Here is a 19741-nt window from a genome sequence, read left to right as displayed (position 1 = left end):
CGACCAGCCCTGCCGGCGCTGGGCGTGCGACTGGCCGTTCGGCGGTGCGGGCAGGGTACGGCGGGCGCCTGTGGTCGGTCATCATCCGGTCTCTCCCTTGTGCGTTGGCGTCCTTCACCGGCCCTGTGAGGCCGGTGGCATGCCGTGCCCGCACGAGGGAGAGCCGCCCCGATGGCTCGGTGGCCGCTGCATGCCCCTCCTGCGAGCGCGTGACGGCCATCGTGAACGCCCACCCCTTGTCCGCGACCTGTTGGCGGGCGGTAGCGAGGTCGGTCTAGACATCTCAGGGGGCTAGGAGGTCAAGCTGGCTCCTCGGCAGTCGGCTTGTAGGCCAGGAAACTGGCGAACTTCCAGTTCAGTTTCTCGTCGGGTTCCTGTACCAGCTGAGCGGTGATGGTGAATTCGGCCTGGTTCAGCAGCTCAGCGAGCTGGTGTGTGGGCAGCCGATACGACGCGCAGGACACGGGGTGGCCGCCATAGGCGTGTGTCGGACGGCGGTGCTCACCGGTGCCTACGTGGCCAGCGAGGAGGAGATGTCCGCCGGGTGCCAGGGTGCGGTGGAACTCGGCGAACACGACCGGCAGCAGCTCCGGAGGTGTGTGGTGGGTGGAGTAGTACGCCAGGATGCCGCCGAGCGTGTCGTCTTCGATCTCCAGCGCGGTCATGGAGCCCACGGAGAAGCGCAGGTCCGGATAGGCGCTTCGGGCCAGTTCGATCACCTTGGGGGACACATCGATGCCGAACGCAGAAACCCCGAGTCCGGCCATGTGCGCCGTCACTCTTCCGGGTCCGCAGCCCGGGTCCGCGACCGGTCCTCGGCCGGATGCCTGCACCAGCTCGGCGAAGGCGGTCAGTATCGAGCGTGACAGGGGGTCCAGCTCAGACGGGGTCTTGACGAGGGAGGCGTAGTCGTCGGCCACGGTGTCGTATGACTCCCGGACCGCGGCAAGGTAGGAAGGCTCAGTCACGCGGTGAATCTAGACGGGTGCACTGACAGCGCCTGCGACCGATGGCCGGCTCACGCAGGTTCTTGAGGGAGTGGGCGAAGGCGTGTTGTTCGTCGAAGTACTGTCGGGTCTGGAGGCAGTGGTGGAGCTGGCCGAGGAAGCGGTTGAGCAGGTGGCGCTGGGCGGCGGCGTGCCAGTCTCCGTGCTCACGTCGGCGCCGGTAGTGGGCGTTGGCTCCGGGTGAGACCTGGAGGGCGGCGAAAGCCCAGAGGAAACCGGCGTTCATGAGGCGGTTGTTCTTGATAAAACGGCGGCCGCCGTAGCGTTTCTTGCCGGAGGCGCGGGTGATCGGTGCGGAGCCGGCGTAGGCCTTGAGGGCTCTGGCCTCGGCGAAACGGCTCCGGTCGTCGCCGATCTCGGCGAGGACGCGGGCGCCGAGCAGGGGGCCCAGGCCAGGGAAGCTGAGCAGGATCTCGCTGTCGGCGTGCTGGTGAAAGTCCTCCTCGACTGCCGCCGCGAGGTCGTCCGCGGCGTGGCAGGCGGCGTCCAGCTGCTTGAGCAGAGCCAGGAGCTGGTGGCCGAAGGCGTCCTCGACGGCCGGGAGATGGCGGGCGTACTCGGAGCGGAAGATGCCCCGCAGCCGCTCGGTTTCGGAGTCGAACGCGCGGGTGCGGCCGCTGCGCTTGAGGGCGGCGCGCAGCTGGGCGAGAGTAAGCTTCGCGGCCTTCGCCGGAGTCGGGGCCAGCGTGAGGATGCCGCGGGCGTCGGGCCGGGTCAGTCCGCCGTCCTTGCCCTGGAAGGCGTGCAGGGCGGCGGGGTAGTACTCGCGCAGCAGCGAGCGGACCTGATTGGCGACCTGCTGCCGGTTCCAGACAGCGTCCTGCTGGGCTCGGGCAAGCACGGTGATGGCCTGGGCGAGTTCGGAGTCGGTCGGCAGCGGCCGGTGGGCGTGCATGTCAGTGCGCAGGATGTTTGCCAGGACCAGGGCGTCGCCGGGGTCGGACTTCTTGCGGCTGACGCCGTGGCGGTCGCGGTAGCGGGCGGCGGCGAGCGGGTTGATCGCGAAGACCTTGCGGCTGCCGGTGCGCAGGACCGCGACCAGCAGGCCGTGGTTGGTCTCGATGGCCACCGGTATGGGGGTCTCGGGGCTGTCACCGTGTTCGGCCAGGAGGTCCAGCAGCTTCTTGTAGCCGGCCGCGTCGTCGCTGATGCGAGCTTTGGCGAGCAGGGTGCCGGTGTCGTCGACGAGGGCCATGTCGTGGTGGCGTTCCGCCCAGTCGATGCCGCAGAACACAGTCAAGCTGTCCTCCCAGATCCGTTCATTCATGCAGGTCACGAGCACATGCGGGTCACGCGGCGCCCTAATCCAAGGACTCGTCGGTCCGCCATCTCAGTAGCCGTTCGCGACACCAGCGCACCCCAGGGGCTCGATCTGTCGGCAGAACTCGCAGGCTCGCGGATGAAACAAGAGGGAGACCCTGGGGCGGGCTCGCACCGTGACGATCAACGTTCAGCCGGTCGCCGTGAGTTTCGCGGTGACCACGGAGGTACCGGGTGTGCCGCTCTAGACCGAGGCCTGCAACGGCCGGGGAAAACAACGGCATCAGCCCGGTACCCGCGTCACCACCACGAGGATCGCGGCGTGCGGTGGTTCCGTGGCGGCGCGAAGGCACCGGGCCTCGCCGCTCTAACGGGAGGCCTCGCGGGCCAGGCTGACTCCAGGCGTTGCCCGACGCCCACGTCACCGCCACGGAACCGCAGGCGGACAGCGACGCCGGTCTCAGAGCGGGCCTCAAGGACCGGAGAGGGCCAAGGCGTACTGCTGTCCGTTGCGAGCCGCCCTCCAGCCCCTTGCGGGGGGGGCCGGACCGAGCTGCTTACACCCTGGATTAGGAGAAACGCTCGCCCCTGGCGGCCCGCGCCAACTTGGACAAGGGGTACGTGGTCGCCCCAACCATGCCCCCTTGTCGAGCCGTGGTCGGGCTCGTGGTCTGGGTTCTAGTGGTCGTTGCAACACCTCAGCTCAGAGGTGGCAATGGACTTCGAGATTCGTGGTGGCCGGGGGCCTCAGGGGAACAGGCCGCTGGTCCGGGAATGGGAGGCATACTTCCCTCTTGTGGATCAAGGAATGGGGTATGCCGAGGCCGCCACGGCTCACGGCACGTCACGCGAATGGGTGCGCCTAAGCATGTCGGCGGTGTGCAGCAGTGTTGAACTTCTTATGGCAGACGCCCGTCTGCCATAGGGATCACAAAATCCCTCTCCGCCAACATCCTGGTGGTAGGCATGAAGCAAGAAATCGAACCGGTCCGCCTTGCTCCGGACGAGCTCAAGAGAGCGCAAGCGAGCGCGAAGGCGTCGCTCGTGCAACTCGAGTACATCGGCCAGCTCGTTTTCGAGAAGTTGGGGCGCCGAGCCGTGACGCTCGGGGAGAACGAGATCACTCAGATCCGTATCGACCCGAACTCCGGTGTCATCGCGTTCAGCACCGATGGCGACAGCACATTGGGATGCGTCCAGTACCGGGACCCGCCTGGTGTCTGTGAGCCCTGTCCTAAGTAGCTCAGGCCTCGCCCCGCTAGATCATTTAGCGGGGCGAAGTACTGTGCGGCGTTCGGTGCGCACCACCACCAGATCTGGTGCGCATGTACGCGCTGGTAACCGCGCCTCGGTGCGCACCAGATGCGCTCATGGCCGCGCGTTGGGGCTCTGGCCGGGGCCGGGCTGGTGCGGTTGGTGAGCGCGCTGGTCGTCCTCGCGCTCCGGGTGCGGTCCGCCGGTGTCCTCGCGGTCGGCGTAGCGGTCCATGGTGGCGCGGGCTCGGTCGGCTGCCGCGGTGAAGGCGTCCTGGAGGTGGCGTAGCCGTTCGGCAGTGAGATCGAGTGCTTCCACGTCCGTGCGGGACTCCTTCAGGGTCCGCAGCGCCGTCATGTCGAGCGCCCACCGGGGCTTGGAGTCGGCGTCGGTGTCCGGGAAGGGGATGAGGAGTTGCTCGGGCATCGCGGCCTGCTGGTGCGCCACGACGTCGTCGTACAGGGCGCGGCCGGTGCGGCGCGCGGCGCGCAGCCGGGTGCTGAGAACGGTGGAGGCGATGACCGCGCGCTGGTAGAGCAGCGGGACGCGCGAGATGTCCCACTCCCCCGGCTCCAGGGGCAGGCGGGGCGTGTCCTGGTCGCCGGGGTCGGCCAGGGGCCGGGGGCTCGGATCGGGTCGGCGTCCGGTGGGCGGCGGCGGGTGGGCAGGTCGGCCAGTAGCCAGCGAGCGGTGTAGAAGCGGTAGGCCGGCATGTGGCCGCGCAGCGTCTTCGGCTCGCTGATGTCCAGGCAGTGCGCGCCGATGGCGGCGTCCACGATTTTCTCGTCCAGGCCCGGCTCGCGGCGGCGTCCGCGCAGGACGAGAGCGAGATGACGATGGGCTTCGGAGAGCAGATGCCGGCGGTGGAAGAAGCCGTCCTTGTCCATCACGAACACCATCGCGGTGACGTCGACGGCCGCCAGGCCGACGTCGACCACAGCGGCGACCCGAGCCCGGATCGCCGCCGCCGCAGCACGGGCGCGCTCGAGGAGCGAGGTCACCACGTCGACGCCGACGGCCCGGATCGCGCTCGCCTTCCAGTCGGCGCGCAGCCGGGCGAGCGAGCGGGCGCGCGGCTTGGGCGGGCGGGTCTTCTTCGCCGCGATGCCGTTCAGGACGTCGCGGGTCCGTCCCGCGGCAGGTTTGTTGTCCGCGGACAACAAAGGCGGCGACAGGCATGCTGTCGCGGTGCGCGGTCTGGGCGGGTTCGGCGAGGACGCGCAGGCTATGGGGCTCGCCGACCTTGCCGTGCTTGCTGCACATCACCTGGCTGAGTGGACTGAGGCCGGTGTGTGGCCCCAACTGCACGCGGCCCTCCTGGCACGAACGTCGATGCCGTGCACACCGGTGAGTGCTGGGCGGCGGCCGGTGCCGTCCGGTGACACGGCAGCAGGCGCTGGAGGCGCTGTGACAGCAGGTGCCCGCCTGCGTCTGCTGCCGACCGGACACGGCCCTCGGCATCCTGGCTAGTAGCTGTCGTAGCTGGGCTTGCCGTTCGGCCGGTAGACGCCGACGATGGTGCCGCCCTTCGTCGTCGAGACGCTGACCGGCTCCAGCGCAGTGGGGATCGCTCCGTCGGCGAACAGCCGCTTGCCGGTGCCGATGATCACCGGATGGATGGTCAGCCGGTACTCGTCGACGAGGCCGTGCCGCATGAGGGTCTGGGCGAGGTCGCCGCTGCCGACGACGTTGATCTTGCCGCCGTCGGACGCCTTCAGCTTGCGTACGGCATCGACGATGTCGCCCTCCAGCACCGTGGAGTTCTGCCAGTCGACGGACGTCAGGGTCCGAGACGCCACGTACTTGTGCATGCTGTTCATACGATGGGTGAATGGGTTGTCGGGATCGGCGGTCGGCCAGTACGACGCGAAGATCTCGTACGTCTTGCGGCCGAGCAGCATCGCGTCGGAGTGCTCGTACCAACCGGCGATGGCCGTGCCGACCTCGTCGTCGGCCACCGGCTTCTGCCAGCCGCCGTGCTCAAAGCCGCTCTCAGCGTCCTCGTCCGGGCCGCCCGGCGCCTGCATGACGCCGTCCAGCGTCAGGAACGTGCAAACGGTGATCTCGCGCATGGTGCGCTCCTTTCGTTGACGGGTAGACCGCGCAACCGCCAAAAACTCATCGGCGGAACTTCCGCGGCGCAGCACTGGAGCGGCCTGTCCCCCCGGCCGAGAGCATGTCGCCCGTGGCGTTGAGGTACTGACGTCATGGGGGCTTCGGGCCGAGGTGGGTGAGCACGTCTTTGACCGATGGGGGTATATGGCCGGTCGGGATGAGGATCGCGTGTTCGACCTGAACTCCGCGTTCGGTGACCCGGGGGTCCGCGCTGTGTTTGCCGCCATGGGCGGCAAGGGCACCTACCGCATCGTCGACGACCTCGATACCGACGCGTTGCGCCGTGACCCGAAACCGGTGGTCGGCTTCAGCGACATCACCCACCTCCACCTCGCCCTATGGGCTCGATGCCGCTTGGCCTGCCTGCACGGCCCCTTCCCCAACGCGAGCGACGAATGGTGCGGGCCGGCATCGGCCGAGGCCGTTCGCCGCGCGCTGATGACCACTGATCCCGTCGTCATCCACCGGGACACCAGCCAGGCCAGTGCGGCCGTCACCGTCGAGGGCACCGCGAGCGGTGTCCTGGTCGGCGGCAACCTTGGCGCGATCAGCACCGAGGCCGGCGCCGGTCTGCCGAGCCTGAAGGGGGCGATCCTCTTTCTGGAACACCAGCGAGGCACAGGGTTGGGGGAGGTCGACCGCGCGCTGACCCAGCTGACCCGGACCGGGGCTCTGGACGGGTTGCACGGGGTCGCGCTCGGCCAGTTCCTCGGCTTCGACCGGGATGCCGATGACCCGGCCCTGGGGGGCTGGGGCATCGCCGACGTCCTGCGTGACCGGCTGACTCGCCTGGGCGTTCCTGTCCTCGGCGGGCTCCCTGCCGGACACGGCTCACACCCTCCCACCATCCCGCTCGGCACTCAGGCCACCATCAGCACAGCCGAAGGAACCCTGACAGTTCAGCCGGCCGTCGCCTGACCGTCGGCTGCCTTACCCGGCAGGACCGTGTGGTCGCCGGGGGCTCGTCGGCTCCGGAGCCGCCACTCTCAGTGACGAGGTGGGTGGTGGTCCCTGGTCCATCTGTCCCAGGGGACCGGTCTGTGCCGTTGTCCTTCCGCGATAGCGCCGGGTCACACTGGGCCGAGACGAAGGCTCACGTGACTCCCGAACTCATCGACGTTGATCATGCAAGGGAGCCTTGCAGCGGCTCCCGAAGTCGCGTCGGAACGACTCCAGGACTACAAGACTCGGCACGCGGTCGAGTGCGGCATCAATCGTCTGAAAAGGGCACCGCGCCGTGGCCACGAGGTACAGCAACTCGCGGTCCGCTACGAGTAGACCGTCCTCGTAGCGGCCCTCAAACGAGTCGCTGTGACCAGCACATTCGCTACACGCTCCAGGCCTCGGTGCCGAGGGTTCTTCCGGGTCCGCAACGGCGAACGCCTCCACGCGGTCTTCAACGAGCTCAAGCCCCAGCGCCGGCTGTCCCCCGCTGCGGATGAAATTCGCCAGTCTGTTGCGCGATCACCGGAAACACCCCGTTGAAGCCGGGTGGTCTGCAGTGGTCTGCAGTGGAAGGCGCTCCCCCATAGGACCAGCGTGCGTCAGGCGTACGGAGCGGGCGAGGCGGCCGGGCGGAGCAGCGGCGTCGGCCCTCGGTCCTCGTTCCGGCCGGGGGCGGCAGGTTGTATATGTGTCGACTTCTTCACAGCCCAAAGGGTTGGCCTGAAACCGCCTGCTCGCTATCGTTCACGGACTTCACTCAATCGTTCAGTGAACGAATAGCGACAGGGAAGGTCGGTTCATGTCCGACATCCACCAGCCGGGGCGCCGCTCGGTGCTCGCCGCGGGCACCGCCGGTGCGGCCTCGCTCGGCGCGTCCTGGCTGCTGTCCGGCTGTTCGGGCGCCACCGCCGCCCCCGCCCTGCCGACCGCCGCCCTGCCCGGTCTGCCCGACCGCGGCGGCACCCTGCGGATCGCCCGTCCGCCCGCCTCCGACGCCGAGACCCTCGACCCGGCAAGCTCCCTGTCCGCCTACGAGTACCTGGGCGCCCTCTACAACCGGCTGGTCCGCATCGGCCCGGACGGCCGGCCGGCTCCCGACCTCGCCGAGTCCTGGGAACCGGACAGCACCGCGCGCACCTGGACCTTCCGGCTCCGCAAGGGCGTCACCTTCCACAACGGCCGGGCCTTCACCTCCGCCGACGCCGCCTACACGCTGCGTCACATCCTCGACAAGGCGACGGCATCACCGCAGGCCGGCGTCCTCGCCCCGCTCGTCGACCCCGGGCGGCTGCGCACGCCCGACTCCCACACCCTCGTGGTGCCGCTGAAGACCGCGAACGCCGAGTTCCCGAGCCTGCTCACGCACTACAACTGCTACGTCGTCCCCGAGGGCAGCGGGAAGTCGATCGGCCGCACCGGCATCGGCACCGGCCCCTTCAGGCTGGAGTCCTTCGCACCGGCCGGCCCCGGACGCGTCACCGCGTACAAGGACCACTGGGCGGGCCGCCCCGTGCTCGACGCGATCGCCTTCTACTCGGTCGCGGACATGTCCGCCCGCTCGGGCGCCCTGCTCGCCGGGCAGGTCGACCTGCTGTCGCAGACCAACCTGGACTTCGCCACCGCCCGCGTCGTGGCCGCCTCCGACCGCGCCACCATCGCCCGGGTGAAGAACGGCCAGTGGTACGTGCTGCCGATGCTCACCACCGACAAGCCCTTCACCGACGTCCGCGTCCGTCGGGCCATGAAGCTCGCCTACGACCCCGAACACGTCGTGAAGGCCGCACTGCAGGGCGCGGGCACGGCCGGCTGGGACAACCCGGTCCCGCCGGACGACCCGGCGCACATCCCCGCACACCCCGCACACGATCCCGAGCAGGCGCGGTACCTGCTGAAGAAGGCGGGCCACGAGCACCTGGCCGTCGACCTCTACACCTCCGCGTACGACCCCCTGTTCACCCCCATGGCGCTCGCCTACCAGGAGTCGGCGAAGCGGGCGGGCATCCGGATCCGCGTCAAGACGGCGTCGGCGGACTCGTACTACACACAGATCTGGATGAAGCAGCCGCTGATGGCCACCTACTGGTACACCGGCCGGCCCGTCGATCAGCTCTTCAACCAGATCTTCCGCAGCGGCTCCTCGTACAACGAGACCGCCTGGTCCGACAAGGGCTTCGACGCCCTGCTCGACCGGGCGCGTGCCGAGACCGACGACACCAGGCGCCGTGAGCTGTACGGACAGGCGCAGACCTGGGTGATCGACAAGGGCGGCGCGATGACCCCGATGTTCGCCGACCGGCTCGTGGGCATCTCGCGCAAGGTGCGCGGGTACGCCGAGCACGGCTTCGAGTTCGACTACCTCGGCATCGGCCTGAAGGGGGCCTGACCATGCTCTCCTTCATCGCCCGCCGGACCGTGGCAGCGCTCGGCACGCTGCTGCTCTCCTCGCTGCTGGTCTTCCTCGCCGTCCAGGCCCTGCCCGGCGACGTCGCCACCCAGGTCCTCGGCAAGGACGCGACCCCGCAGGCGGTGGCCGAACTGCGCGGCAGTCTCGGCCTCGACCGGCCCGCCTGGGAACGCTATGCCGACTGGATCCGGGGCGCCCTGCACGGCGACTTCGGCACGTCCCTCGTCTCCGGGAAGTCGGTCGGCGGTGAAGTCGCCCAGTACCTGGGCAACTCCGCGCTGATCGCCCTGATCACGATCCTGTTCGCGGTGACCGGTTCGCTGCTGCTGGGCATCGTCGCCGGGCTCTACCGCGACCGCTGGCCCGACCACCTCATCTCGACGGTCAGCCTCGTCGGCATGAGCGTCCCCGAGTTCGTCGTGGCCACCGTCCTCGTGCTGTGCTTCTCGGTCGCGCTGCCGTGGTTCCCCGCGGTCGTCCTCTACGGCCCCGACGCCACGGTGGGCCAGCTCCTGCCCGCCGTCTGGCTCCCGGCCCTCGCCCTGGCGGTGGTGATGGCCGCCTACATCGTCCGCATGGCCCGCACCTCGGTGATCGACGTGATGGCGAGCGAGTACGTCACAACCGCCCGCCTCAAGGGCCTGTCCACCTGGCGGGTCGTCACCCGGCACGCCCTGCCGAGCGCCCTGCTGCCGGTCCTGCACGTGATCGCGCTCAATGTGGCGTGGCTGCTGGGCGGGGTCGCCGTCGTGGAGAACGTCTTCAACTATCCGGGCATCGGCAAGCTGATGCTCTCCTCGGTGCAGAACCGGGACCTGCCCGTCATCCAGGCCATCGCCATGATCAGCGCCGTCGTCTACGTCGTGTGCAACCTCGCCGCCGACCTCGGCGCCATGGCCCTCAACCCCAGGCTCCGCACCCGAGGGAGGACCCGATGACCACGCTCGACACCGCCCGGGCCGACGCCCCGGCCCCGCGCGCCGCCCGTGCGTGGCGCACCCTGCGCTCCTCGCGTACGGCCGTCGTCGGGCTCGCGATCGTCGCCGTCCACGTCGTGATCGCGCTGCTGGCCCCGCTGCTCACCTCCTACGACCCGATCGCGGGCAACGCCTCGCAGGCCTTGCTCGGTCCGGGCGGGGCGCACTGGGCGGGCAGCGACCAGTACGGCCGCGACGTCCTCGCGCGCGTCCTGTACGGCGGCCGGTACGCGCTCGGGGTGTCCGTCGCCGCCACCGTGGTGAGCGTCGCCCTCGGCACGGTCATCGGCTGCGCGACCGCCCTGCGCGGCGGCTGGTTCGACGACCTGATCGGGCGGGTGCTGGACGCCGTGCTGGCCATTCCGGCGGTGCTGGCGCTGCTCGTTGTCGTGACCGCGCTCGGCACCGGCCCTGCGGTCATCGTTCTCGCCGTCGCCGTCGTCTTCGTCCCGCAGGTGGTGCGGGTCGTGCGCGGGGCCGCCCTCGCGGTGGTGCCGGCCGACTACGTGACCGCCGCCCGGGCCCGCGGGGAAGGCACCTGGCCGATCCTGCGGCGGGAGGTCCTGCCGAACATCGTCGACGTGGTGTGCGTCGAGTTCGCGATGCGTGCCTCCTGGGTCGTGCTGCTGATCTCCTCGCTGTCCTTCCTCGGCTTCGGCGCCGACCCGCCGACGCCCGACTGGGGCCTGATGGTCGCCGAGAACCGCACCGCCATCACCGTCGTGCCGATGGCGAGCGTGGCGCCGATCATCGCCCTGGCCACGCTCGTGATCGGACTCAACCTCGCGGCCGACGGCCTCTCCAAAGCCTGGGGCGTCGACCGGATCAGGGAGGGCTTGTGATGACCCCGCTCGTCCGCGTCAACTCCCTGTCCGTGGCCTACCGCTCCGGCGCTCGCCGGATACCCGTGGTGCACGAGGTGTCGCTTCAGGCCGCCGCGGGGCAGACACTGGCGCTGGTCGGCGAGTCCGGCAGCGGCAAGTCGACCCTCGCCGCGGCCCTGCTCGGGCATCTGCGGCACGGCTCCCACGTCACCGGCGGTTCGGTGACAGTGGACGGCCGGGACGTCTTCGACCTGTCCGCACCCGAGCTGCGGCGGCTGCGCGGCCGGACGGTCGCCATGGTCGCCCAGAACGCGGGCCAGGCACTGACCCCCTCCATGCGCGTCGGCCGGCAGATCGCCGAGGCGGGCGGCGACATCCCCGTCACCGACCTGCTCGACCAGGTCCGGCTGCCGCGCCCCGCCGAGCTGGCCCGCCGCTATCCGCACGAGCTGTCCGGCGGCCAGCAGCAGCGCGTCGCCCTCGCCATGGCCATCGCCGCCCGCCCCAAGGTGCTGGTCCTCGACGAGCCGACGACCGGCCTTGACGTCGTCACCCAGCGGGGCGTGCTGGACCTGATCGCCGCCCTGCGCGACGAACTCGGCCTGGCCGCCGTGCTGGTGAGCCACGACCTGGGCGTCGTCGCACACCTGGCCGACGACGTGTGTGTGCTCAAGTCGGGCCGCGTGGTGGAGTCGGCGCCCACCCGGCAGTTGTTCGCGCTGCCCGAACAGCCGTACACGAAGCGGCTGTTGGCGAGCGTGCCCCGGCTGGACGACGCCGGTCTCGCTCTCGTGCGGGAGACCGGCGAGCGCGAGATCCGCCCCAGGGCCGTCGTGCCCGAGGACGCGCCGGTCGCCGTCTCGGCCCGTGACGTCACCGTCGACTACGGCAGCTCCCGTGCCGTGCACGGTGTCTCCTTCGAGGTCCGGCGCGGTGAGGTCCTCGCCCTCGTCGGCGAGTCCGGCAGCGGCAAGTCCACGCTGGCCTGGACCCTGGCAGGGCTGCGCACACCGTCCGGCGGCACCATGACCCACGAGTCGGGCGACCTGGCCCGGCCCGCGCAGCGGCGGCCGATGTCCCTGCGGCGGCGGGTGCAGCTCGTCTTCCAGAACGCGGACACCTCGCTCAACCCCCGGCGCTCGGTCGGCGACGCCATCCGGCGCCCGCTGCGGTACTTCGGCACCGCCGGCGGCCGGGCCGAGTCGGCCGAGCGCGCCCGGCGGCTCATCGCCGACGTACGCCTGGACCCGGACCTCGCCGACCGGCTGCCCGCCCAGCTCTCCGGCGGCCAGCGGCAGCGCATCGGCATCGCACGGGCGCTGGCGGGCGAACCGGACGTCCTCATCGCCGACGAGATCACCACCGCGCTGGATGTCTCCGTCCAGGCCGACGTGCTGCACCTGGTCGACGACCTGCGCCGGGAACGCGACCTGGCCTGCCTGTTCATCAGCCACGACCTGGCCGTCGTCCGCGGCATCGCGGACCGCGTCGTCGTCCTGCGCGACGGTGTCGTGGTCGAGGAGGGCCCGACCCAAGCCGTCTTCTCGGACCCCCGGCACCCCTACACGCGCCAGCTGATGGCGGCCGCCCTCGAACCCGACCCCGACGCACAGCCTCCCGTGGAGGCAGCCCCCGACTGGACCGACGCCGCCCAGGAGGGCGAGGTGTGGACCGACCACGCAGACGGCCACCGGACGCGCCGCTGGCGGCCCGCCGACACCACCCGGGACACCCCGGACTCCCCCTCCGCTCCGATCGCCGAGGGAGTTACGTGAAGTACCGCGACCGGTTCGAGCACCAGGTCGTCCGCGAGGACGTGTGGATCCCCACCCGGGACGGCACGACCCGCCTGCACGCCCGTATCTGGCGCCCGGCCGACGCCGACGCGTCCCCCGTGCCCGCACTGCTCGAGTACCTGCCGTACCGCAAGAGCGACTGGACCGCCCCGCGCGACGCCCAGCGCCACCCCTGGTACGCCGGTCACGGCTACGCCTCGGTCCGGGTCGACATCCGCGGCCACGGCGACAGCGAGGGCACACCCGGCGACGAGTACGACGCCCAGGAACTCGCCGACGGCGTCGACGTCGTCAACTGGCTTGCCGCACAACCCTGGTGCACCGGCAAGGTCGGCATGTTCGGCATCTCCTGGGGCGGCTTCAACTCCCTCCAGATCGCCGCGCTGGCCCCCGAACCGCTCAAGGCGATCGTCACCGTCTGCTCCACCGACGACCGCTACGACAACGACGTCCACTACACGGGCGGTGCCGTCCTCGGCATCGACATGCTCGCGTGGGCCGGCACCATGCTCGCCTTCACCGCGCGCCCGCCGGACCCCGCGAACGTCGGCGCCAACCGCTGGCTGCCCCTGTGGCGCGAGCGCCTCGACGCGCTCGAACCCTTCCTGCACACCTGGCTGGAGCACCAGCAGCGGGACGACTACTGGCGGCACGGCAGCGTCTGCGAGGACTACGGCGCGATCGACGCGGCCGTGCTCGCGGTCGGCGGCTGGAACGACCCGTACCGGGACACCGTGCTGCGGCTCGTGGAGCACCTCCCCGCCGAACAGGTGCGGGGCATCATCGGCCCCTGGTCGCACCAGTACCCCGACCGCGGACTGCCGCCCGGCCCGGCCATCGGGTTCCTGCAGGAGACACTGCGCTGGTGGGACCAGCACCTCAAGGGCATCGACACCGGGGTCATGACGGAGCCGCTGCTGCGCGCCTGGCTGAGCGACCCCGTACCGCCCGCCCCGTCCCACGAGGAGCTGCCCGGCCGCTGGGTGAGCGACACCAAGTGGCCCAGCCCGGACGTCACATGGGACACCCGCCCGCTCGGCACCGGCCGTGACCCGGTCCTCGTACGCTCTCCGCAGCACACCGGCCTCGACGCCGGCCGCTTCTTCCCGTTCGGCAACGCCGCCGACCTGCCGCCCGACCAGCGCGAGGAGGACGGCCGTTCGGTCTGCTTCGACTCCGCGCCCCTCGACCGGCGCGTCGAGATCCTCGGCCGCCCACGCGTCCGCCTCCGCCTCGACAGCGCCACCCCCCGGGCCCATGTCATCGCCCGCCTGTGCGACGTCGCTCCCGACGGCTCGTCCACACTCGTCACCCGGGGCGTGCTCAACCTGCTCAGCAGGCAGGGCCGTGAACACGCCGTCGAGTGGACTCCGGGGACGTACGAGGACGTCGAGTTGGAGCTCAACGGCATCGGCTACGCCTTCCCGCCCGGCCACCGCATCCGCGTCGCCGTCTCCGACACGTACTGGCCCTGGGTGTGGCCGCACGGCGAACGTGGGGCGCTGCACGTCGTCCCGGCCGACAGCGCCGTCCTGCTGCCCGTGCGCGAGGCCGCCGACCAGGCCCGCGTCCGCTTCGAGGAACCGGAGCAGGCGCCGCCGCTGCCCATCAGCCACGACACACCCGCGCACCCCCGCCCCGAGCGGCTGGTCACCCACGACGTGGCCAAGGGCGAGTGGACCCTGGACGTCGACCCCGGATACGGGGGCTCCCGCACGTACCCGGACGGGCTGCGCTACGAGGAGAGCGCCCGCGAGACCTACACCATCCGCACCGACGACCCGCTGTCGGCGCGTGCCGTCTCCGAATGGCACATCCGGCTGCGACGCGGGGACGACTGGGACGCTGAGATCATGACGCGGACAGAGCTGCGCGCCACGGCCGCCGAGTTCATCATGGACAGCCGTATCGAAGCGCGGGGGAACGGAGAGACAGTGGCCGAGCGCGCATGGCACCGCACCACCCCGAGGACCTCGGGATGACCGCCGCCGAGCAGCCGCGGTCCGGCGCGAAAGGCCCCCGCCGGGCCGTCGCCGCCCGCGACCGGACCCGGCAGCCCACCGAGGTACGCCGACGCCTCATCATCGACGCGGCCGTCCCACTGATCGCGGAACGCGGCTACACCTCGGTCGGCGTGCGCGACGTGGCAGCGGCCGCCGGAGTGTCCGTCGGCACCGTCACCTACCACTTCGACAGCGTGCAGGAGATCCTCTCCGAGGCCATGGTGCTGCACATCGAGCGCTACTACACGGCGCTCAGCGAAGCCGCCGAACACGCGACCAGCGGCGCCGAGGCACTCAGACTGCTCATCGACGCACTGTTCACCGACGACACCGACCGCCACTGGCGGATGTGGTTCGAATACTGGCACGCCGGCGAGCAGGGCACCGACGCAGCCTTCACACGAGGACAGGCCGACCGGTACACGGCCTGGCACAGGCAGATCCACGCCCTCGCCGAACGAGGCCAGGCCGACGGCGAGTTCAGCTGCGACGACCTCGACGGCTTCACAGCCCGCTTCGCCGCCCTCGCCGACGGCCTCGCCCTGCAACGACTACGCCAGGCACCTCCGCTGACCACACAAGAAGCACGGCACCACCTCAACCAGTTCATCCAGCGGGAACTCGTTCCGCGACCACCCGCAAGATGACGCCCGCGGCCGTGGCGGTGCGGTCGAGGCCGTGCGCTCGAGGCGCGGACGACGAGCTCGACCGGCGGCCCTCCCCAGCGACCGCCGAAGGACCGGCACACCGGCGGCATCACAGCCAGCCGCGTCACCAACCTGTCCGGTCAGCACACCTGGGGCCTGTCCTGTAGGTCGGTCGGGCGGTCCGCCGTGACCAGCCACGACGTGCTGAGCAGCCGGACTGTGCCGTCCGCTGCCTCCTGGGCGCGCAGATGGTCCGTCAGGGTGCGGCGGGCGCGGGATCGCGTGGCCGCGTCGGCCTGTTCCATCAGGTGGCGGCCGGGGCCGGTGCCCAGCAGGAACGCCGCCGCGTCCTCGGCTCCGTGTCCCCATGTCCCGTACACCTGCGCCTGGTTGATGCTGATGCCGGTGAATCCGGCCGCGGCGAGCACTTCGCGGATGCGGTCCGGGGCGGCCAGGGAGAACATGCCGGGCAGCCCCGGCCGCCCGAAGTCGCCGACAGGCAGGAAGTCGCGCAGCGACGCCATCGCCGCAACCCAGCCGTTGAGGGTGGCATCGGCCGGGCAGACGAACGCCAGGTGCCCGCCGGGCCGCAGTGCCCGGCCGACGTTGCCGAAGGCCGCTTCCGGGTCGGCGAAGAACATCACCCCGAAGCGGCTGACCGCCGCGTCGAACGAGCCCTCCTCGAAGGGGTACACCTGGGTGTCGCCTTGCACGAAGGAGGCGTTCGTGACGCCCTCCCGCTCCGCGCGGGCCCGCGCCTCGGCCAGCATCGGGCCGGACAGATCGAGGCCGAGCGCGTTGCCGCGGGGCACTCTGAGCGCGGCGAGGCGCGTGGTCTGCCCTGAGCCGCAGCCAAGGTCGAGGACTCGGTGGCCCCCTGTGATCCCGGCGGCATCGAGCAGTGGCTCGTCGAAGCCCTCGTTCACGGCGTTCCAGCGGTCCTGGTTGCGGGCCCAGTGGGAGCCTTCTGGGCCGTTCCATGCCTGTGCCTGCTCGGTGTTGACAACGTCCGGCACGGGGCCTCCTGTGGTGAGCAACGGATAATGGGCATGCGCCCAAACAGTATGGGCGCATGCCCAAACTGGCAATCCCCGCTACCATCAACGGAGTTGTGCCCCTTGAGGGCGACACAGGCAGAACGGAAGAGAGGCCCATGTCACCGCGCGGAGTGGCGACGCCGGACGTACGCGAGCGGCTGTTCGCGGCGGCCGAGCGCGTCGTGGAGAGGGACGGGCCCGGCGCGCTCACCAGCCGGGCCGTCACCACCGAGGCGGGCTGCGCAAAGGGACTGTTGCACGCGCACTTCGCGGGGCTCGACGAGTTCGTGGCCGAGCTCTGCCTTGACCGGTTCGCGCGGACGGCGGCGAAGGCGCAGGCGCTGTCGCGGCTCGCCGGGCATGGCACGGTGGCGGGGAACCTCGACGCCGTCACCCTCGCGCTGTTCGACTCCGCCGGCCCGGCTCTCTCGGGCCTGGCGATGAGCCGACCGGCCACCACGCGGCGAATCCGTGAGGCCCTGGAAGGCGGGGCGCCCGGCCTCACCGTGATCGAGGAGGCCATCGCCCTCTATCTGGCGGCCGAACAGAGGCTCGGCCGGGTGGCGGAGACCGTCGACCCGAGCATTGCGGCCCTTGCCATCGTCGGCACCGCCCACCACCTCCTGATGACCAGCTGGCCGGGCACACCTGACCCACGGCCCCCCATGACGCGCCTGGTGGCCACGATGGTGGGCGGCTGAGGACTGCCGGGCCGGTCCTCATCGGAGCCACGGCGGACACGTGTCGTGTCACGGGCCGGTGGTGCCAGGCGTCTTCACTCCCGCCCTGGGGCACGTCATCCGCCCGCGGCGTCCTCGGCCTCCTCGGCCTCCCAGCGCAGCAGGTCGCCCGGCTGGCACCTGAGCACCTCGCAGAGCGCGGCGAGCGTCGCGAAGCGCACCGCCTTGGCGCGGCCGTTCTTGAGTACCGCGAGGTTGGCGGGCGTGATCCCTACGCGGTCCGCGAGCTCGCCCACGGACATCTTCCGCCGGGCCAGCATCACGTCGATGTCGACGGCGATCGGCATCAGATCACCTCGTCCAACTCTGCCTGCATCTGCGCCGCTTCGACGTCGCGCGCGACGGCCTGGACGAGCAGCATCCGCAGCACGAGCACGATGAGCGCGACCCCCAGGATGGCCACGCCAACCCCGCCCATGATGACGGTGACGCCCGGGTCCTCCCGCTGGCCCGGCGCATTGATGACCGTCACCGCGAACCACACGAGGGCAGCCGCCACGAACGCGCCGATCACGCCGTCCACGTACCGGAAGGCGGCGTGGGAGAACACGGTTCCGCGTCGCACCATCGTCACCAGCCGCCATACGCAGACCAGGGCGACCTGGACCGACACCATGCCCAGGATCGTGATCACGCGCAGCGGGGTCAGCGGGAGCGACCCGTCCTCCGGGTCACTCCCGCTGACCAACGCCCACACCATCAACGCCTGCACGAACACCGTGCCGGCGAGCACCACCACGAGCACGGCGCGCAGCGCACGCACTGTCAGCTTTCCCACGACCCATCCTTCCATCGAGTTACGATGGGAATCTATCGAAATTCGATAGGCTGGACAAGAGCTGGGATGCCCCCCAGGGCATGGCGATTAAACGAACCGCCTTGGGGTGTTCCGACCCTGCGCCGATCGGGCTCTTCGTAGATCAGCCTGGGTCGGCTCGCCTGTCGGCGTGCGGGGCTGTCGCGGGTAGTTCCACAGTGATGCGGATCCCGCCGGCAGAGCGCGGGGTGAGGGTGAGTTCTCCGTCGTGCGCGTGGGTGATGGTCTTGACGATTGCCAGGCCGAGCCCGACGCCTGCGTGGTCGGCGTGTATGCGCTCGGTGCCGCGCTGGAATGGTTCGGTGAGTGTCGAGGCCAGCTCCGGAGTGAGCTGCTCGCCGGTGTTCTCGACAGTGAGCACCACAGTCTTGGGGCAGACGTCGGTATTGACCCATACGGTGCCCTGTTCAGGCAGGTTGTGGACGATCGCGTTGTGCACGAGGTTAGTGGTCAGCTGCAGCAGGAGCGCCTGCGATCCGAACGTGGGAGTGATGTCGCCGGAGGTCTCGATGGTGACGCCGTGCTTTTCCGCGAGGGGCAGAAGTGTTTCGGTGGCGTCTTCTACGAGAAGGGACAGGTCGACAGGTTCCCGGGTGAAAGACCTCTGGTTGGCGTGGCTGAGCAGGAGCAGTGCTTCAGTGAGGTTGATCGCTCGGGTGTTGACGGCGTGGAGGCGGTCGATGACTTCGCCGGCGTGGTGGTTCGGATCGGTGCGGGCCACGTCGAGAAGCGTCTTCGAGATCGCCAGCGGGGTGCGCAACTCGTGAGAGGCGTTGGCTGCGAATCTCTGCTGTTCGGCGACGTGTGCTTCCAGCCGTGCGAGCATCGTGTCGAAGGCGTCGGCGAGTTCGCGGAACTCATCTTTGCGGCCTGGTATCCGGATTCGGTGGGACAATGATCCGTTCGTGGCCATGCGGGTGGCGTCCGTGATCCGAGTCAGCGGGGCGAGCATGCGGCCGGCGAGGATCCATCCCCCCAGGAGACCGAATCCCAGCAGGAACGCCATTGCCGCGACTGCCGCTGGGGCGAAGGTGCGCAGGAGGAGTTGGCGGTTGGGATTCTCGTGGAGAAGTCGACGGTCCCAATCGTCGGGTACGTATTGCAGGAGGAACACCCACACGGCGGCGAGCAGCAAGGTACCCGCAAGCATGAGGAACCCGGCGTAGCTGAGGGTGAGTTTGAGGCGAACGCTCAACCCGGGCGCCCTATCCACGCCGGCCTCTCTCGTGTCCGGCCTCTGGTCGCGTGTCGATGCGGTAGCCGACGCCTGGCACGGTGGCGATGATCCAGGGTTCGCCGAGGCGTTTGCGCAGTGCCGAGACGGTGATGCGCACGGCGTTGGTGAACGGGTCGGCGTTCTCATCCCACGCCCGTTCCAGGAGTTCCTCGGCGCTGACGACACCGCCATCGGCGGCGACGAGGACTTCGAGCACGGCGAACTGCTTCCTGGTCAGCGCGACGTAGCGGCAGTCCCGGTAGACCTCGCGGCGGAACGGATCCAGACGCAGGCCTGCGATCTCTCGCACGGGTGGCCTGTTGTGGGCGCGCCTGCGGTCGAGTGCTCTGAGCCTGAGCACAAGCTCCCGGAGCTCGAACGGCTTCGTCAGGTAGTCGTCGGCGCCGAGTTCGAACCCGGAGACCTTGTCGTCGAGACGGTCGGCCGCGGTGAGCATGAGGATCGGCATGCCGCTGCCGGAGTCGACGATGCGTTTGGCGATCTCGTCACCGGACGGTCCGGGGACGTCGCGGTCGAGGACGGCGACGTCGTAGGCGTTGATGCTCAGCACTTCCAGAGCGGTGTCACCGTCACCGGCGATATCGGCCGCGATCGCTTCCAGCCGTAGGCCATCGCGGATGGCTTCTGCCAGATAGGGCTCGTCCTCGACGATCAGCACACGCATGCTCCGAGGCTACG

19 protein-coding genes and 1 pseudogene are annotated in these 19741 nt (G+C 70.2%); 10 read left to right on the top strand and 10 right to left on the bottom strand.

Going from position 1 to position 19741, the window contains the following annotated elements:
* Positions 1-299: 299 nt before the first annotated feature.
* A complete protein-coding gene (locus AB0H86_RS26965; RefSeq protein ID WP_362443856.1) occupies positions 300-968 on the bottom strand; it encodes a class I SAM-dependent methyltransferase in 669 nt (222 codons plus the stop codon).
* Positions 961-2262 carry an IS110 family transposase gene (locus AB0H86_RS26960; RefSeq protein WP_362443933.1) on the bottom strand — a complete coding sequence of 434 codons (1302 nt, stop codon included), beginning with the start codon at positions 2260-2262 and terminating at the stop codon, positions 961-963. The genes AB0H86_RS26965 and AB0H86_RS26960 overlap by 8 nt, the downstream gene beginning before the upstream one ends.
* A 971-nt stretch (positions 2263-3233) precedes the next feature.
* Here AB0H86_RS26960 and AB0H86_RS26955 point away from each other — a divergent pair.
* On the top strand, positions 3234-3509 hold the full coding sequence (locus AB0H86_RS26955) for a hypothetical protein (protein WP_362443853.1): 276 nt from the start codon (positions 3234-3236) through the stop codon (positions 3507-3509).
* Between the two features lie 126 nt (positions 3510-3635).
* Here AB0H86_RS26955 and AB0H86_RS26950 read toward each other — a convergent pair whose 3' ends face one another.
* The 3 genes from AB0H86_RS26950 to AB0H86_RS26940 all read right to left on the bottom strand — a co-directional run bounded on the left by AB0H86_RS26950 (position 3636) and on the right by AB0H86_RS26940 (position 5593).
* Positions 3636-3947: a hypothetical protein gene (locus AB0H86_RS26950; RefSeq protein ID WP_362443851.1), complete on the bottom strand. Its 312-nt coding sequence runs from the start codon at positions 3945-3947 to the stop codon at positions 3636-3638.
* Positions 3875-4681 carry a hypothetical protein gene (locus AB0H86_RS26945; RefSeq protein WP_362443848.1) on the bottom strand — a complete coding sequence of 269 codons (807 nt, stop codon included), beginning with the start codon at positions 4679-4681 and terminating at the stop codon, positions 3875-3877. Before AB0H86_RS26945 ends, AB0H86_RS26950 begins: the two co-directional genes overlap by 73 nt.
* Positions 4682-4987: 306 nt before the next feature.
* A complete protein-coding gene (locus AB0H86_RS26940; protein WP_362443845.1) occupies positions 4988-5593 on the bottom strand; it encodes a dihydrofolate reductase family protein in 606 nt (201 codons plus the stop codon).
* Between the two features lie 109 nt (positions 5594-5702).
* Between AB0H86_RS26940 and AB0H86_RS26935 the strand changes: the two are divergent.
* The 8 genes and pseudogenes from AB0H86_RS26935 to AB0H86_RS26900 all read left to right on the top strand — a co-directional run.
* Positions 5703-5996, top strand: a pseudogene (locus AB0H86_RS26935) (LD-carboxypeptidase); the annotation flags it as partial.
* A gap of 78 nt (positions 5997-6074) precedes the next feature.
* Positions 6075-6554: a hypothetical protein gene (locus AB0H86_RS26930; RefSeq protein ID WP_362443931.1), complete on the top strand. Its 480-nt coding sequence runs from the start codon at positions 6075-6077 to the stop codon at positions 6552-6554.
* Positions 6555-7380: 826 nt separating this feature from the next.
* A complete protein-coding gene (locus tag AB0H86_RS26925) occupies positions 7381-8964 on the top strand; it encodes an ABC transporter substrate-binding protein (protein WP_362443842.1) in 1584 nt (527 codons plus the stop codon).
* 2 nt (positions 8965-8966) lie between these two features.
* A complete protein-coding gene (locus tag AB0H86_RS26920) occupies positions 8967-9923 on the top strand; it encodes an ABC transporter permease (RefSeq protein ID WP_362443839.1) in 957 nt (318 codons plus the stop codon).
* Positions 9920-10804: an ABC transporter permease gene (locus AB0H86_RS26915; protein WP_362443836.1), complete on the top strand. Its 885-nt coding sequence runs from the start codon at positions 9920-9922 to the stop codon at positions 10802-10804. Before AB0H86_RS26920 ends, AB0H86_RS26915 begins: the two co-directional genes overlap by 4 nt.
* Complete coding sequence (locus AB0H86_RS26910) at positions 10804-12561, top strand: ABC transporter ATP-binding protein (RefSeq protein WP_362443834.1); 1758 nt, start codon at positions 10804-10806, stop codon at positions 12559-12561. The genes AB0H86_RS26915 and AB0H86_RS26910 overlap by 1 nt, the downstream gene beginning before the upstream one ends.
* Positions 12558-14564 carry a CocE/NonD family hydrolase gene (locus AB0H86_RS26905; protein ID WP_362443831.1) on the top strand — a complete coding sequence of 669 codons (2007 nt, stop codon included), beginning with the start codon at positions 12558-12560 and terminating at the stop codon, positions 14562-14564. Before AB0H86_RS26910 ends, AB0H86_RS26905 begins: the two co-directional genes overlap by 4 nt.
* The gene (locus AB0H86_RS26900) at positions 14561-15232 is read left to right on the top strand and encodes a TetR family transcriptional regulator C-terminal domain-containing protein (protein ID WP_362443828.1); all 672 of its coding nucleotides are present in this window, start codon (positions 14561-14563) and stop codon (positions 15230-15232) included. The genes AB0H86_RS26905 and AB0H86_RS26900 overlap by 4 nt, the downstream gene beginning before the upstream one ends.
* 140 nt (positions 15233-15372) lie before the next feature.
* Here the strand turns inward: AB0H86_RS26900 and AB0H86_RS26895 are convergent, their stop codons facing one another.
* On the bottom strand, positions 15373-16248 hold the full coding sequence (locus AB0H86_RS26895; RefSeq protein WP_362443825.1) for a methyltransferase domain-containing protein: 876 nt from the start codon (positions 16246-16248) through the stop codon (positions 15373-15375).
* Positions 16249-16385: 137 nt separating this feature from the next.
* Between AB0H86_RS26895 and AB0H86_RS26890 the strand changes: the two genes are divergently transcribed.
* Positions 16386-16970 carry a TetR/AcrR family transcriptional regulator gene (locus tag AB0H86_RS26890; protein WP_362443822.1) on the top strand — a complete coding sequence of 195 codons (585 nt, stop codon included), beginning with the start codon at positions 16386-16388 and terminating at the stop codon, positions 16968-16970.
* Positions 16971-17065: 95 nt separating this feature from the next.
* Here the strand turns inward: AB0H86_RS26890 and AB0H86_RS26885 are convergent, their stop codons facing one another.
* The 4 genes from AB0H86_RS26885 to AB0H86_RS26870 form a co-directional block, all read right to left on the bottom strand.
* Entirely contained in the window at positions 17066-17296 is a 231-nt protein-coding gene (locus AB0H86_RS26885) for a helix-turn-helix transcriptional regulator (protein ID WP_362443819.1), read from the bottom strand.
* The gene (locus AB0H86_RS26880) at positions 17296-17787 is read right to left on the bottom strand and encodes a DUF2975 domain-containing protein (RefSeq protein ID WP_362443816.1); all 492 of its coding nucleotides are present in this window, start codon (positions 17785-17787) and stop codon (positions 17296-17298) included. Before AB0H86_RS26880 ends, AB0H86_RS26885 begins: the two co-directional genes overlap by 1 nt.
* Before the next feature lie 142 nt (positions 17788-17929).
* A complete protein-coding gene (locus AB0H86_RS26875; protein WP_362443813.1) occupies positions 17930-19021 on the bottom strand; it encodes a HAMP domain-containing sensor histidine kinase in 1092 nt (363 codons plus the stop codon).
* Between the two features lie 10 nt (positions 19022-19031).
* On the bottom strand, positions 19032-19727 hold the full coding sequence (locus AB0H86_RS26870) for a response regulator transcription factor (protein WP_362443810.1): 696 nt from the start codon (positions 19725-19727) through the stop codon (positions 19032-19034).
* Positions 19728-19741: the final 14 nt, after the last annotated feature.

Source organism: Streptomyces sp. NPDC050997 (assembly GCF_040660135.1).
GTDB lineage: Bacteria > Actinomycetota > Actinomycetes > Streptomycetales > Streptomycetaceae > Streptomyces.
This window is presented reverse-complemented; position numbering and strand designations above follow the sequence as displayed.

What these genes read in the sequence shown, in the direction of transcription:
- AB0H86_RS26930 (WP_362443931.1), top strand. Translation starts at nt 6,075, where the DNA reads ATGACCACTGATCCCGTCGTCATCCACCGGGACACCAGCCAGGCCAGT.
- AB0H86_RS26925 (WP_362443842.1), top strand. Translation starts at nt 7,381, where the DNA reads ATGTCCGACATCCACCAGCCGGGGCGCCGCTCGGTGCTCGCCGCGGGC.
- AB0H86_RS26920 (WP_362443839.1), top strand. Translation starts at nt 8,967, where the DNA reads ATGCTCTCCTTCATCGCCCGCCGGACCGTGGCAGCGCTCGGCACGCTG.
- AB0H86_RS26885 (WP_362443819.1), bottom strand. Translation starts at nt 17,296, where the DNA reads ATGCCGATCGCCGTCGACATCGACGTGATGCTGGCCCGGCGGAAGATG.
- AB0H86_RS26955 (WP_362443853.1), top strand. Translation starts at nt 3,234, where the DNA reads ATGAAGCAAGAAATCGAACCGGTCCGCCTTGCTCCGGACGAGCTCAAG.
- AB0H86_RS26940 (WP_362443845.1), bottom strand. Translation starts at nt 5,593, where the DNA reads ATGCGCGAGATCACCGTTTGCACGTTCCTGACGCTGGACGGCGTCATG.
- AB0H86_RS26890 (WP_362443822.1), top strand. Translation starts at nt 16,386, where the DNA reads ATGTCACCGCGCGGAGTGGCGACGCCGGACGTACGCGAGCGGCTGTTC.
- AB0H86_RS26870 (WP_362443810.1), bottom strand. Translation starts at nt 19,727, where the DNA reads ATGCGTGTGCTGATCGTCGAGGACGAGCCCTATCTGGCAGAAGCCATC.
- AB0H86_RS26910 (WP_362443834.1), top strand. Translation starts at nt 10,804, where the DNA reads ATGACCCCGCTCGTCCGCGTCAACTCCCTGTCCGTGGCCTACCGCTCC.
- AB0H86_RS26950 (WP_362443851.1), bottom strand. Translation starts at nt 3,947, where the DNA reads ATGCCCGAGCAACTCCTCATCCCCTTCCCGGACACCGACGCCGACTCC.
- AB0H86_RS26900 (WP_362443828.1), top strand. Translation starts at nt 14,561, where the DNA reads ATGACCGCCGCCGAGCAGCCGCGGTCCGGCGCGAAAGGCCCCCGCCGG.
- AB0H86_RS26915 (WP_362443836.1), top strand. Translation starts at nt 9,920, where the DNA reads ATGACCACGCTCGACACCGCCCGGGCCGACGCCCCGGCCCCGCGCGCC.